General features: G+C 63.5%; 12 protein-coding genes. 3 read left to right on the top strand and 9 right to left on the bottom strand.

Annotated features, from left to right (window positions below; translation table 11 throughout):
- Window position 1: 1 nt before the first annotated feature.
- The 5 genes from secF to WH303_RS00390 form a co-directional block, all read right to left on the bottom strand.
- Window positions 2–952, bottom strand: coding sequence for a protein translocase subunit SecF (gene secF / locus WH303_RS00410; RefSeq protein ID WP_312986838.1), 951 nt, complete (start codon window positions 950–952; stop codon window positions 2–4).
- Between the two features lie 11 nt (window positions 953–963).
- Complete coding sequence (secD, locus tag WH303_RS00405) at window positions 964–2,856, bottom strand: protein translocase subunit SecD (protein WP_339516042.1); 1,893 nt, start codon at window positions 2,854–2,856, stop codon at window positions 964–966.
- A gap of 70 nt (window positions 2,857–2,926) precedes the next feature.
- Entirely contained in the window at window positions 2,927–3,259 is a 333-nt protein-coding gene (yajC, locus tag WH303_RS00400) for a preprotein translocase subunit YajC (protein ID WP_021026469.1), read from the bottom strand.
- A 363-nt stretch (window positions 3,260–3,622) separates the two neighbouring features.
- Window positions 3,623–7,219: an indolepyruvate ferredoxin oxidoreductase family protein gene (locus WH303_RS00395; RefSeq protein WP_339516039.1), complete on the bottom strand. Its 3,597-nt coding sequence runs from the start codon at window positions 7,217–7,219 to the stop codon at window positions 3,623–3,625.
- Window positions 7,219–7,374 carry a hypothetical protein gene (locus tag WH303_RS00390; protein WP_312986841.1) on the bottom strand — a complete coding sequence of 52 codons (156 nt, stop codon included), beginning with the start codon at window positions 7,372–7,374 and terminating at the stop codon, window positions 7,219–7,221. The genes WH303_RS00395 and WH303_RS00390 overlap by 1 nt, the downstream gene beginning before the upstream one ends.
- 213 nt (window positions 7,375–7,587) lie before the next feature.
- Between WH303_RS00390 and WH303_RS00385 the strand changes: the two genes are divergently transcribed.
- Window positions 7,588–8,085 carry an Lrp/AsnC family transcriptional regulator gene (locus WH303_RS00385; protein ID WP_021026471.1) on the top strand — a complete coding sequence of 166 codons (498 nt, stop codon included), beginning with the start codon at window positions 7,588–7,590 and terminating at the stop codon, window positions 8,083–8,085.
- A 74-nt stretch (window positions 8,086–8,159) separates the two neighbouring features.
- Here the strand turns inward: WH303_RS00385 and mltA are convergent, their stop codons facing one another.
- Window positions 8,160–9,374, bottom strand: a complete 1,215-nt coding sequence (gene mltA / locus WH303_RS00380; RefSeq protein ID WP_116926201.1) for a murein transglycosylase A — start codon at window positions 9,372–9,374, stop codon at window positions 8,160–8,162.
- Between mltA and WH303_RS00375 the strand changes: the two genes are divergently transcribed.
- Both WH303_RS00375 and WH303_RS00370 read left to right on the top strand, forming a co-directional pair.
- Window positions 9,334–9,462 (top strand): hypothetical protein, encoded by a 129-nt coding sequence (locus WH303_RS00375; RefSeq protein WP_021026473.1) that lies wholly within the window; start codon window positions 9,334–9,336, stop codon window positions 9,460–9,462. The genes mltA and WH303_RS00375 overlap by 41 nt on opposite strands.
- Window positions 9,463–9,613: 151 nt before the next feature.
- The gene (locus WH303_RS00370; RefSeq protein ID WP_021026474.1) at window positions 9,614–10,264 is read left to right on the top strand and encodes an OmpA family protein; all 651 of its coding nucleotides are present in this window, start codon (window positions 9,614–9,616) and stop codon (window positions 10,262–10,264) included.
- An 80-nt stretch (window positions 10,265–10,344) separates the two neighbouring features.
- Here the strand turns inward: WH303_RS00370 and WH303_RS00365 are convergent, their stop codons facing one another.
- The 3 genes from WH303_RS00365 to WH303_RS00355 are packed head-to-tail and all read right to left on the bottom strand — an operon-like array spanning window position 10,345 to window position 13,830.
- Window positions 10,345–10,974 carry a response regulator transcription factor gene (locus WH303_RS00365; protein WP_021026475.1) on the bottom strand — a complete coding sequence of 210 codons (630 nt, stop codon included), beginning with the start codon at window positions 10,972–10,974 and terminating at the stop codon, window positions 10,345–10,347.
- Between the two features lie 10 nt (window positions 10,975–10,984).
- Entirely contained in the window at window positions 10,985–13,015 is a 2,031-nt protein-coding gene (locus tag WH303_RS00360) for a sensor histidine kinase (RefSeq protein WP_339516619.1), read from the bottom strand.
- Window positions 13,015–13,830 carry a carbon-nitrogen hydrolase family protein gene (locus WH303_RS00355; protein ID WP_339516033.1) on the bottom strand — a complete coding sequence of 272 codons (816 nt, stop codon included), beginning with the start codon at window positions 13,828–13,830 and terminating at the stop codon, window positions 13,015–13,017. The genes WH303_RS00360 and WH303_RS00355 overlap by 1 nt, the downstream gene beginning before the upstream one ends.
- Between the last annotated feature and the right edge of the window lie 85 nt (window positions 13,831–13,915).

The raw sequence follows: 13,915 nt of genomic DNA, 5'->3' as shown, positions 1-13,915 counted from the left end.
TTTATACCGTAGCCCCGGCATTGGGGTCGTTCGGGTCCAGGTCCTTTTGGCTGACCTTGACCAGGTCTTCGCGCTTGACGCCCAGCCACATGGCGATGGCCGCAGCGACGAACACCGACGAGTAGATACCAAAAAGAATACCAATGGTCAGCGCCAACGCAAAGTAATGCAAGCTGGCACCGCCAAAAAGAAACATCGACAGCACCATCGCTTCGGTGGAAGCGTGGGTGATGATGGTCCGGCTCATCGTCGAGGTGATCGCGTGGTCGATCACTTCGGGCGTGCTGAGCTTGCGGAACTTGCGGAATGCCTCGCGGATTCGGTCAAAGATCACCACCGACTCATTGACCGAGTAGCCCAGCACCGCCAGCACACCGGCGAGCACGGCCAGCGAGAACTCCCACTGGAAGAAGGCGAAAAAGCCCAGGATGATCACCACGTCATGCAAGTTGGCCACGGCCGCAGCCACACCGAACTTCCACTCAAAGCGCATGGCCAGGTAGATCACGATGCCCAGCACCACGGCGCCCAGCGCCATCAGGCCGCCATGCACCAGCTCCTCACCGACCGAAGGGCCGACGAACTCGCTGCGCAGCAAGGTCACCCCCGGGTCTGCCGCCTTGAGCGCGCCCATGACCTTCTCGCCCTGCTGGGCCGTGGTCACGCCTTTTTCGATCGGCAGGCGGATCATCACGCGGTCAGCGCTGCCCACGTTCTGCACCAGGATGTCCTGGTAGCCGAGCGAGGCGACCTGTTCGCGGATCTTGCCCACGTCCGCTGGCTGCTCGTAGGCCACCTGCATGACGGTGCCGCCGGTGAACTCCACCGACAGGTGCAGGCCACGGGTGGTCAGGAAGAACACCGCCAGCACAAAGGTGATGACCGAAATCGCGTTGAGCACCAACGCGTATTTCATGAAAGGGATGTCTTTTTTGATACGGAAGAATTCCATGGTCTTCCTCCTTAACGTTTAGCAGATGCCACGGAGCGGTGGTCTTCGCCCTCGGGCTTCCAGACCTGACCGATCGACACGCTCTTGAGCTTCTTGCGGCGGCCATACCAGAGGTTGACCAGGCCACGCGAGAAGAACACGGCCGAGAACATGCTGGTCAGAATGCCGATGCAGTGCACCACGGCAAAGCCGCGCACTGGGCCCGAGCCAAAGGCCAGCAGCGCCAGGCCCACGATCAAGGTGGTGACGTTGGAGTCCAAGATGGTGTGCCAGGCATGTTCATAACCGGCATGGATGGCCGCCTGCGGCGATGCGCCAGCACGCAACTCTTCGCGCACCCGTTCATTGATCAGCACGTTCGAGTCAATGGCCACACCGATGGCCAGTGCCATGGCGGCAATGCCCGGCAGGGTCAGGGTGGCCTGCAGCATCGACAGGATGGCCAGCAGCAGCAAGACGTTCACGCCCAGCGCAATGGTCGAGACCACGCCAAAGATCATGTAGTAGATGCACATGAAGACGGCAATCGCGATGAAGCCGCCCACAATGCTCTTGATACCGGCTTCCACGTTCTCTTTGCCCATGCTGGGGCCGATCGTGTATTCCTCGATGATTTCCATCGGCGCAGCCAGCGAGCCGGCGCGCAACAGCAGCGAGGTATCGCTGGCTTCCTTGGTCGTCATGCTGCCCGAGATCTGCACGCGGCCGCCACCGATTTCGGAGCGGATCACCGGCGCGGTCACGACCTGGCCCTTGCCCTTTTCAAACAGCAGGATGGCCATGCGCTTGCCAATGTTCTCGCTGGTGACCTGCTTGAAGATGTTTGCGCCCTTGCCGTCCAGCGTCAGGTTCACGGTCGCTTCATGGGTCTGGCTGTCAAAGCCGGGCTGCGCGTCGTTCAGGTTCTCGCCGGTCAGGATGACCTGCTTTTTCACGACAATCGACTGGCCATGCGGGTCGCTGTATTTTTCAGAGCCAAAAGGCACGGGGCCGGTGCCCATTTCGGCAGCGCGCGCGTCCGAGCTGTCGTCGACCATGCGCACTTCCAGGGTCGCGGTACGGCCCAGGATGTCCTTGGCCTGCGCGGGATCCTGCACGCCGGGCAACTGCACGACGATGCGGTCGGAGCCTTGCTGCTGGATCACCGGCTCGGCAACGCCCAGCTCATTGATACGGTTGTGCAAGGTGGTGATGTTCTGCTTGAGCGCTTGCTCTTGCACGCTGCGCAGCGATTCAGGCTTGATGTTGGCGCGCACCACATAGGCGCCGCCCGTGCTGACCACGTTGGCCTGCAGGTCGGGCATGGTGTCCACAATCAGGTTGCGCACCGTCGTGGCCGTGGCCTCGTCTTGCAGGCGCACTTCGAGCGACTGGCCTTCGCGGTTCACCCCGCCATGGCGAATCTTCTTGTCGCGCAGCGCCAGACGCACATCGCTGGTCAGCGCTTCGGTGCGCTTGGTCAGTGCCGCCTGCATGTCCACCTGCAAGGTGAAGTGCACGCCACCGCGCAAGTCCAGGCCCAGGTACATGGGCTTGGCATGCAAGGCGGTGAGCCAGGCGGGTGAGCGGGAGATCAGGTTCAGCGCCACCACATAGGAGGGGTCGCTGGTGTCCGGGATCAAGGCGCGCTCAAGCACGCCCTTGGCCTTGAGCTGCTCGTCTTCCTTGTCGAAGCGGGCGCGGATCGAGCCGTTTTCCAGCGCGATGCTCAGCGGCTTGACGTCGGCATCGGCCAGCACCGTCTCCACGCGCTGCTGCAATGCAGAATCGACCGTGACAGTCGCCTTGACCGAGGCGACCTGGACTGCAGGCGCCTCACCAAAAAAGTTGGGCAGGGTGTATACAACCCCTACCAGAAGCGCGATCACAATGATCGCGTACTTCCAGACCGGATAACGGTTCATGATCGCGCTCTTACCTTACGCAAAATAGAAGGCGCAGCCATGCTGCGCCAATTGCTGTTTCAACGATGGATTACTTCAGCGTACCCTTGGGCAGCACCTGCACCACAGCACCACGCTGCAGTTGCACGACGACGCCCTGGGCCAACTCTACTTGCAGGAACTGTTCGTCCAGGCCCACCACGCGGCCCACCAGGCCACCGTTGGTCGCCACTTCGTCGCCCTTGACCAGCGCGTCGATCATCGCACGGGCTTCCTTTTGGCGCTTCATCTGAGGACGGATCATCAGGAAATACAGCACCACAAACATCAGCACCAAAGGCAGCATGCTGGTGAGGGTGGAGGTCATGCCGCCGGAGGCAGCAGCAGCCGGTGCGGTCTGGGCAAAAGCAGAAGAGATAAACAAATGAAGCTCCCAACGTGGATGCAGGCCTTGCCTGGATGACCAAAACCAAGGCCCAAAGAGAAGCATTGTATGCGTGCCCCTCTGCGAACACCCAGGCAATACCTTGGATGCCTCTGGTTTTTCCGGTTGTTTTCATGGAATTAAGCAGTTTTCGTGCCAGCGTATTGGTAGAAGCCACTATGGCTAACACAGCAGATCCGATGGTATTTACGCGCCCAAATGCCTGGCCCATCCTGTGGGAGCCCCGCTAGATATGACAAATTTGTCATACCATCCACCCCGGCAGGCTGACAAAAAAGCCGCCAGGCACGGTGTCCTGGCGGCTTGGTCGGCATAGTGTGCAGAGGCTGATGGCCAATAGCTTTACACCCGAGCCGGTTCTGGCTTGGCGGCCACCGGCGCATTGCCGGCATCCGCTGGGGCATGCCAGCGCGCCATCAGCTGCTGCCATTTGGCACGGGCTGCAGCCAGGTGGCGCTCCTTGACATGGCCGTAGCCACGGATGTCTTCGGGGATGCTGGCGATCTCGACGGCCAGCGCCAGGCGCTCTGCGCTCAGGCCCCGCAGCAGCTCCTCGATGCAGGCGCGGTACTCCAGGATCAACGCGCGCTCGGTGCGGCGCTCTTCGGTGCGGCCAAAGATATCGAGTGCGCCGCCGCGCAGGCCCTTGAGCCCCGCCATCACGCCAAAGGCCTTGCGCATCCAGCCGCCATAGGCCTTCTTGACCAGCTCGCCCTTGTCGTTGCGCTTGGCCGTGGTGGGCGGCGCCAGGTGGTGCACGATCTTGTAGTCGCCTTCGAACATGCTGGCAATCTTCTCGCTGAACTCGGCTGTGGTGTGCAGGCGCGCCACCTCGTACTCGTCCTTGTAGGCCATCAGTTTGAACAGATAGCGCGCCACCGCTTGCGACAGGCGCGTGCTGCTGCCCAACTTGGCTTCGGCCGCATGCACCTGGTTCACAAAGGCCTGGTAGTCGGCCGCATAGGCGCTGTCCTGGTAATCGGTGAGGAATGCCACGCGCTTGGTCACCAGCTCTTGCAGGGAGGGTTTCTTCACCAGCTGGATCACCTGCTGGGCAGCAAACATGGCCTGCACCTGGGTCAGGTTGGCAGCGCACTGGCGGCCCCACTCAAATGCGGCCTTGTTGTTGTCCACCTGCACGCCGTTCAGCTCCATCGCCCGCATCAGCGCGGCATGGGACAGCGGCACCCGGCCCTTTTGCCAGGCGTAACCCAGGATCAGCGGGTTGGTGTAGATGCTGTCGCCCAGCGCCTGGGTGGCAATGTGCTCGGCATCGAACATGCCCACACCCTGTTGGCCCACCGCCGCCAGGATCGCCGATTCACAGCCCGCCTCGGGGAACTGCCAGTTCGGGTTGTGCACAAAGGCCGCCGTGGGCGCGCCATGGGTGTTGAGCGCCACAAAGGTGCGGCCCTGTTGCATCGCAGCCAGGGTGGTCTTGTTGGCCGCGACAATGGGGTCGCAGCCAATGATGAGGTCAGCCTTGGCCGTGTCCACCTTGGTGGTGTAGATGGCATCGGGCGAATTGGCGATCTGGATATGGCTCCAGGTCGAGCCGCCCTTTTGCGCGAGACCTGCCGCATCCTGCGTGACCACGCCCTTGCCTTCCAGGTGCGCGGCCATGCCCAGCAACGAGCCGATGGTGATCACACCCGTGCCACCGACACCGGCCACCACAATGCCCCAGGCCTGGGTGGCCACGGGCAATACCGGATCGGGCAAGGCCGGCAGCTTGGCCATATCGCCCTTTTTCTCCTTCTTGGCTTTTTTCAGCTGGCCGCCTTCGATGGTGACAAAGCTTGGGCAAAAGCCTTTGACGCAGGAGAAATCCTTGTTGCAGGTGCTTTGGTTGATCTTGCGCTTGCGGCCAAAACCGGTCTCGACTGGCTCGACCGACAGACAGTTGGACTGCACCGAGCAGTCGCCGCAGCCCTCACACACCGCCTCATTGATGATGACGGTCTTGGCTGGCGTGGCCAGCGTGCCGCGTTTGCGGCGGCGGCGCTTTTCGGTCGCGCAGGTCTGGTCGTAGATGATGGCTGTCGTGCCCTTGAGCTCGCGGAACTCGCGCTGGATGCGGTCGAGCTCGTCGCGGTGGTGCACGGTCACGCCTGCGCCCAGCTGCACGCCTTGGTATTTTTCCGGCTCATCGGTCACGATAACCAGCTTCTTGACCCCTTCGGACAACAGGCTGGTCATGATCTGCAACACCGAGTGGCCCTCGGGCCGCTCGCCCACGCGCTGGCCACCGGTCATGGCCACCGCATCGTTGTAGAGCACCTTGTAGGTGATGTTCACGCCCGAGGCAATGCTCTGGCGGATGGCCAGCAGGCCGCTGTGGAAGTAGGTACCGTCGCCCAGGTTCGAGAAGATATGCTGGTCGGTCGTGAACGGCGCCTGGCCGACCCAGGTCACGCCTTCGCCGCCCATCTGCGTGAAGGTGCTGGTGTTGCGGTCGGGCATCCAGTTGACCATGTAGTGGCAGCCAATACCGGCCACCGCGCGGCTGCCTTCGGGCACGCGGGTGCTGGTGTTGTGCGGGCAGCCGCTGCAGAACCAGGGCAGGCGGTCCACCGACTCCTGCGTGCTGTCCTTGAGGCCTTGCTCACGCGCGGCAATCACCTGCAGGCGCGCATCCATGCGGCGCACGATGTCGTCAGGCACGCCCAGCTTCTTCAAGCGCTTGGCCAGCGCCTGCGCAATCAGCGCCGGGGTCAGGTCGGCCTTGGGGCGCAGCAGCCAGTGGTCGCTGGGGTTGGGCACCGACCACTCGCCGCCGGAGTGGTCGCCATCGGTCTCGTCAAACTTGCCCAGCACATGGGGGCGCACATCCGAGCGCCAGTTGTACAGCTCTTCCTTGAGCTGGTACTCGATCATCTGGCGCTTTTCCTCGACCACCAGAATCTCCTGCAGGCCCATCGCAAAGTCACGCGTGATGGAAGCCTCGAGCGGCCAGACCACGTTGACCTTGTGCAGGCGGATGCCCAGCTGGCGGCAGGTGTCGTCGTCCAGCCCCAGGTCGATCAGCGCCTGGCGCGTGTCATTGAAGGCCTTGCCGCTGGCGATGATGCCAAAGCGGTCCTTGGGCGTGGAGATGACGTTGTAGTTGAGCTTGTTGGCGCGGATATAGGCCAGCGCCGCATACCACTTGTAGTCCATCAGGCGCGCCTCCTGCTCCAGCGGCGCATCGGGCCAGCGGATGTGCAGGCCGCCGGGCGGCATCACAAAGTCATCGGGGGTGATGATGTTGACCCGGTCCGGGTCCACCGAGACGCTGGCCGAGGACTCCACAATCTCCTGGATCGTCTTCATGCCCGACCAGACGCCGGAGAAACGGCTCAGCGCAAAGGCATGCAGGCCCATGTCCAGGATGTCCTGCACGCTGGAGGGGAAGAACACCGGCGAGCCCACGGCCTTGAAGATATGGTCGCTCTGGTGCGCCGCCGTCGAGGACTTGCTGATGTGGTCATCGCCCGCCAGCGCAATCACGCCGCCGTGCTTGGCCGTGCCCGCCATGTTGGCGTGCTTGAACACGTCCACGCTGCGGTCCACGCCCGGGCCCTTGCCGTACCAGATGCCAAAGACACCGTCGAACTTCTTGCTCTGCGGGTACAGGTCGAGTTGCTGGGTGCCCCAGACGGCCGTGGCACCCAGCTCTTCGTTGACGCCGGGCTGGAACTCGATGTGGTTTTCCTTCAGGTGCTTCTTGGCCGCCCACAGCGCCTGGTCGTAGCCGCCCAGCGGCGAGCCCCGGTAGCCGCTGATAAAGCCTGCGGTATTGAGGCCCTGCAAGGCATCGCGCTGGCGCTGCAGCATGGGCAGGCGAACAAGGGCTTGCACCCCGCTCATGAAGGCACGGCCATGGGCCAGTGCGTATTTGTCGTCGAGCGTGACGGTTTCCAGCGCCTTGCGGACGGATTCGGGCAGTGAAGCGTTCATCACACACCTCCTTGGCCAACAAGCTCGTCGCCAAATACGCCACGTGCGGCTGCGCCGCCCGCTGCATATTTGTGTTGCAACCTGCGTTGCAGGTTGTCGTCCAGCGTTACCGTCTCCAGCGCTTTGCGGACGGACTCGGGGAGTGAGGCATTCATCGTCTTGTCTCCTGGGGAGAGCACCCGGTGGCCGCTTGTGGCAGGTCCGGGATTGTGGGGCGTTATAAGAATCTGGAACCAAGTCCAGCAGCCAGCGCAAAACACCCTGGCTTTCATCGCTGCAGTGTATGACGGGCAGCGAGAATAAAGTATTCTTTTCCTTGCCGGGGTTTACCTAGTATTTGAAAGAATCTTGCTCAATAATGGCGATAAATGAATCAAATTGACAAATTCGACTGGGCGATCCTCTACGAGCTGCAAAAAAACGCCCGTTTGACGAATGCCGAGCTGGCCCAGCGCGTGGGCCTGTCGGCCGCGCCCTGCTGGCGCCGGGTGCGCGCGCTCGAAGAGGCCGGCTACATCACCGGCTACCACGCGACTCTGGACCGCCATAAGCTCGGCCTGGGCGTGCTGGCCTTTGTGCGCGTCGATGCCGCGCAGAACACGGCCGACATCACCTTGCGCATGGAAGAATCGATCCGCCTGCTGCCCGAGGTCACGTCCTGCCACTACATCAGCGGCGCGGGCACCTTTGAGCTGCAGGTGGTCGCCAAGGACCTGGAGAGTTTTTCCAGCTTTATCCGCAATGTGCTGCTGCACCTGCCCAATGTGAAAGATGTGCACACCACCTTTTCGCTCGGCGAGGTGAAATCCAGCAGCGCCTTGCCGCTGCCGATGACAGCCAACCCCAAAGGCACGCCTTCGCGTTGACCGCTTTCGGCAATCAGCAGCTGCCATGCAAAAGGCCAGCCTCGCAGCTGGCCTGTTTGGCTAAACCCGGCGCATCAGCGCTTGGCCACACCCCGGGGCCACAGCACCCACAGCCGCAGCGGCTGCTTGACCCGGCCGGCAAAATCGCCCGCCTCATGGCCCCAGCCGGCAAAGTAGTCGGCGCGCACAGCGCCCAGAATCGCGCTGCCGGTGTCCTGCGCCATCACCAGGCGGTTGAGCTGCACGGTGGGGCCGGTGGACGACAGCCAGACGGGGGTGCCATAGGGGATGCTGCCCCGGTCCACCGCAATCGAGCGGCCAGGCGTCAGCGGCACGCCCTGGGCGCCATTGGGGCCAAACTCGGCATCGAGCGGCGACAGCGGCTCTTCCTTGAAGAAGACATAACGCGGGTTGCTCCAGAGCAGCTCGTTGACCCGGGTCGGGTTGGCGGCAATCCAGGCCTTGATGCCCGGCCAGGTCGCATCGCGCACCAGGCCCTGGTCGAGCAGCCACTTGCCAATGCTCTTGTAGGGGTGGTCATTGGTGGCGGCATAGGCCACGCGGATCAGGCGCACCGAGCCATCGGCCTCCTGGATGCGCACCCGGCCCGAGCCCTGGATGTGCAGCACCATCGCATCGACCGGGTCGTTGACCCAGGCAATCACCTTGTCCTGAAGCTCGGCCTGCACCTGCGGCAGGGTCTCGATCTGCTGGCGGCTGAACCAGGGCTTGCGCGTGCCCAGCGTGGCTGGTGAGCGGTACAGCGGGATCGAATAGCCATTGCCCGGCTGGCGCGTGCCATCGAGCATGGGCTCGAAATAGCTGGTCAGCATGCCATCGGGGTTGCCATCGAGCGATTCAACGCGGTAGGGCTGAAAGCGCGACACCATCCAGGCGCGCTGCTCTTCGGTCGAGGCCAGGCTCATGCGCCGTACTTCAGAACAGAACTGCGCAAACGGCGCGGGCGGGCGGCTGCAGCTTTTGATCCAGGCGTTCCAGGCATCGGCCAGGTTGTCCTGCTCCAGCCCGGGCACCGACGACCAGTGCACCGGCACCCAGCGGCTCTTGGCCTGCTGGATCGCCGGGGGCAGCGGCTCATTGGCATCGGGGGGCAGCACTTCGATGCTGCCCGATACCGGCGGGCGGGTGGTCGGCGAAGACGGTTGGTCCAAAGGGACTTGGCTGGAGCAGGCGGCCAGAATTCCTACAATCGCAGCCATCGACAGCGTACGTAAGGAGCGGGTACCGATGGGACTGATATTGCTGGAAGCGCTATTGGCGTTGGTCATACTGGTGGCGATCGTCTGGTGGACGATGTTTGCCGGTCGCAAAAAAGGGGAAATCGTAAGCAAAGATGAGCAGCCTCCTCGCGACTAGCTTGCGCAAATCGTAGGACATGGCCGCTCATTGCCGTCATTTTTACCATTTTTGAACTTTGTCTCTGGCATTTGGCAGTTCTACTGCCCACAATTTGCATCCACGGCCTGCCCCATTTCCGGAGCGGCCCTTGCATCAGAGGAGTTCAAGCATGCGTAAACAAATTCTAGTCTCTGCCGTTGCCAGTCTGGCCATCCTGAGCGGTTGCGCCAACATGTCTGACACCCAACGCCAAACCGCCACCGGCGCCGGCGTGGGCGCACTTGGCGGCGCTGCCGTGGGTGCGATCGCTGGCGGCCATGCCGGCTCGGGCGCGGTGATCGGTGCGGGTATCGGCGCGCTGGGCACCTATATCTGGTCGCAGCACATGCAAAAGCAAAAGCAGGAGATGGAGCAGGCCACCCAGGGCACCGGTGTGGTGGTGACGCAGACGCCGGACAACCAGCTCAAGCTCGATATCCCCAGCGACATCTCGTTCCAGACCAACCGCTCGGACATCCAGGGTAACTTCGCGCCGATCCTGGACCGCTTTGCCGAAGGCCTGCGCAACAACCCCAATGCCCAGGTGCGCATCATCGGCCACACCGACAGCACCGGCAACGACGGCATCAACGATCCGCTGTCGCTCGCCCGTGCAGAGAGCGCCCGCAACTACCTGACGCAGCGCGGCGTGAACGGCGCGCGCATCCAGGTGCAGGGCATGGGCTCGCGCCAGCCCGTGGCCAGCAATGACACCCCTGCCGGCCGCGCGCACAACCGCCGCGTCGAGATCTATGTGGGTGAAGTGCAGCCAGGCCGTTAACACTCACCGGTGCGGAATGCACACAGGGCGCCAGTTCAAGGACTGGCGCCCTTTTTTGTGGGCCCGCGCTAACGGCAGACTCAGGAAAGATCGCGCAGCAGGTTGGCCAGCTCCACCGCTGATTTGACCTGCATCTTGTCAAACACCCGGGCGCGGTGCACTTCGACCGTGCGTACGCTGATGGTCAGCTCATCGGCAATCAGCTTGTTGGGCAGGCCATCGATCACCAGCCGCATGACGGCCTGCTCGCGGTCCGTCAGTTCGGCCACGCGCTCGCGCACGCCTTGCTGCGAGCGCAGCGTCTCCAGATAGGCGCTCGATGCCTGCAGCGCGTGCTCGATGCGATCAACCAGCACATTGTCGGAAAACGGTTTTTCGCAAAAATCAAAGGCGCCGCGCTTGACGGTGGCCACGGCGGTGGGCACATCGGCGTGGCCGGTCAAAAAGATCACCGGCAAGGCGGCAATCACGTCCATCTCTACCAGGCGATCAAACAGCGCGAGGCCACTCATCCCAGGCATGCGCACATCCAAGAGCGCGCAGGCCGGGTCCACCTGCGGCGGGCGGCTGCGCAGCATGGCCTCAAAGGCCTCGGCCGAGGCAAAGCTCTCGCTCAGCAAGCGGCGCGAGCGCAGCATCCAGGCCAGGGCATCCCGCACCTCGGCGTCATCATCGACGATATACACGGTGGCATTCACTAGCGGCTGCATCTCTGAACTTTCAATCGTTGCGCCAGGTTGGCAGGGTAAAACTGAAGATGGTCCCGCGCGGCTGGTTGGGCAGGTAGCGCAGATGGCTGCCATGCTGCTCCACGACGGTGCGGCACAGGCTCAGGCCCAGGCCCATGCCTTCGTCCTTGGTGGTAAAGAAGGGGGTATAGAGGCGCGCGGCCACCTCCTCGGTGATGCCCTCGCCCACATCGGCCACGACAAACTCCACCCAGGCCCGCCCATCGTCGCTGGGCGCCAGCCGCACCAGCATCTGCAGCACCCGGGGGTGCGTGCCGCCATAGTCCATGGCCTGCATGCCGTTGCGGCTGAGGTTGAGCAGCACCTGCTCGACCATGGTCCGGTCACAGAAAACGGCGGGCAAGCCCGGCGCGACCTCGGTGGCCACATCCACATAGAGTTTACGCGCCTGCAGCCGCACCAGCGGCAATACCGCGTCCATCAGCTCGGAGGCCTGCAAAAACTCGCGCGACTGGTCGCGCCGGCGCACAAAGCCATGCACGCTCTTGATGACCTTGCCCGCCCGCTCGGCCTGGAAGGCCATGCGCTGCACGGCCATGCGCACATCAGGCAGGTGCTCCTGCACCTCATCGGGCGAGGCGCCATCGGGCAGCAGGTTCATGATGCCCGTCGCATAGCTGGAGATCGCGGCCAGCGGCTGGTTGAGCTCGTGGCTCAGCAGCGAGGCCATCTCGCCCACCGTCGCCAGGCGCGCGGTGGCCTGCAGGCGCTCCTGCGAGGCGCGCGAGAGCTCCTCGACCCGGCGCTGCTCGCTCATGTCGACAAAGGCGCTCATCCAGCCGGTGTGCAGGCCGGCGGCATTGATCAGCGGTGCCTCAAAAATCAGCACCGGAAAGCGCCGGCCTTCCTTGTGCATGAAGGTCGATTCATAGCCCTCGCGCGGCGGCGGCAGATGGCCAGACAGGCGGATCTGCTGGCGGCGCGCGTATTCAGGCGCCATCTCCGGCGGCCAGTAGGGTGTGGCCTTGCTCGGGTCCAGAATCTCCTCGGCAGAGAACCCCACCATCTCGCAAAACGCCGGGTTCACATAGGTGACCTTGCCATGCAGGTCGCGCGCGCGCAGCCCTGTCACCAGCGAGTCTTCCATCGCCTTGCGAAAGGCCAGCGCATCACCCAGATCGCGCTCGGCCTTCAGGCGGCGGCGGTTGTCGCGCACCAGCACCACCAGCACGGTGATCAGCGCGATCGACATGCCGGTGACCAGGGCCGTGAGCACATTGGGAAAGACATTGGGCGCCGCATGCCAGCTGTCCACCCGCAGCATCAACGCCACACCGGGCAGATCTAGCAGCTGGTTGGAGGTGAACACGCGCGTGCCGCGCCGGGGCGTGCTGACAATCGCCAGCCGCGTGCCATCGGTCTCGGTGAAGGACAGCTCGTGGTTGCGGCGCAGGCTCTCGTTGACCAGGTCCGACAGCACGTTCTGCAGGATGTAGGTGGCCACGGCAAAGCCGTGCAACTGGTCGCCGGTGATCACCGGCACGCACAGTTCGAGCAGCTCCAGCCCGGTGCCATTGCCCTGCGACAGGAAATAGCTGCCCGCGTACGAGGCAGCGCCGGTGTTGCGGGCACGCAGGCAGGCGGTATGGCTCTCGGTGTTCATGCCGGTGCGGTCGATGGCCGACCACTGCAGGTTCAAATAAGGCGACTCCTCGCTGGCCTCGATCTGCAGCTGCGGGTTGCGCCACTCGATATGCGCCAGATCGCGCTGGTTGCGCAAGATGGTGGCCGCGGCCGACTGCCAGGCCATCACATCGCTGTCATAGCGCGGCATGCTGCGCAGGCGGTTGACGTTGTCGTTGAACAGGCTGCGGATATCGCTGACGGCATCCTGGGCCTCGCGGTCCAGGCGCTGCTGCACTTCAGATATCTCATAGCGCCCGGCCAGCCAGACCTGGGTGACCAGGGTGCCTGCCACCAGCAGCACCAGCGCCGACCACAGCGACCAGCGCCGCCAGCTCTGGTGCCAGCGCTGCGCCAGCGACTGCGCCCAATGCGCCATCAGCATACGCGGTGCTGCAAGGCAGGCAGCTGCTCGCGCCAGCGCTGCAGTTGCGACCAGTCCAGATCGGCCAGCACCACGCCAGGCTCGCTCGCCTGCAGCGCCATCACCTCGCCCCAAGGGTTGATGGCCATGCTGTGGCCCCAGGTGCGGCGGCCGTTTTCATGCTGGCCGCCTTGGGCTGCGGCCAGCACATAGGCCAAGTTCTCCACAGCCCGCGCGCGCAGCAGCAACTCCCAGTGCGCCTGGCCCGTCGTATAGGTAAAGGCGCTGGGCACCAGCATCAGATGCGCGCCCGCCTGTGCATGCAGGCGGTAGAGCTCGGGAAAGCGCAGGTCGTAGCAGATGCTCAAGCCGATGCGCCAGTGGTGGCCATCGCGGCTGGGCAGGTCAAACTGCTGCGGCGTGTTGCCCGGCGCGATGACGCGGTGCTCGTCATAGGACTCGCGCTCGTTGGCATAGCAAAACAAATGCATCTTGTCGTAGCGCGCCACGCAGTCGCCCTGCGGGTTGTAGACGCAGCTGCTGTTGTAGACATGCGCGGCATCGGGCCCCTGCAGCGGCAAGGTGCCGCCGACGATCCACAGGCCCAGGCTGCGGGCGCTGTCGGCCAGAAACTGCTGCATGGGGCCTGCGCCAAACGGCTCGGCCAGCGCCAGCTTGTCGGTATCGCGCTGGCCCATCAGGCAGAAGTACTCGGGCAGCACCGCCAGCTCCGCACCAGCGGCCGCTGCCTGCTGCAGCAGTTGCCAGGCCTGCGTGCGGTTGTGCTCCCAGTCTGTGCTGGTCACCATTTGGAGTGCGGCTACTTTCATCGATGCATCCTGCAAGAGAAACTGGCAGCTATTATCCGCAAGCCCAGGCTTGGAACTGGCGCCTGCGGATATCGAAGGTGACTCA

The organism is Comamonas sp. MYb69, assembly GCF_037479315.1.
In the GTDB taxonomy this organism is placed as follows: domain Bacteria; phylum Pseudomonadota; class Gammaproteobacteria; order Burkholderiales; family Burkholderiaceae_C; genus Comamonas.
The sequence above is the reverse complement of the archived record's forward strand: the minus strand, read 5'-3'. Positions and strand labels throughout refer to the sequence as shown.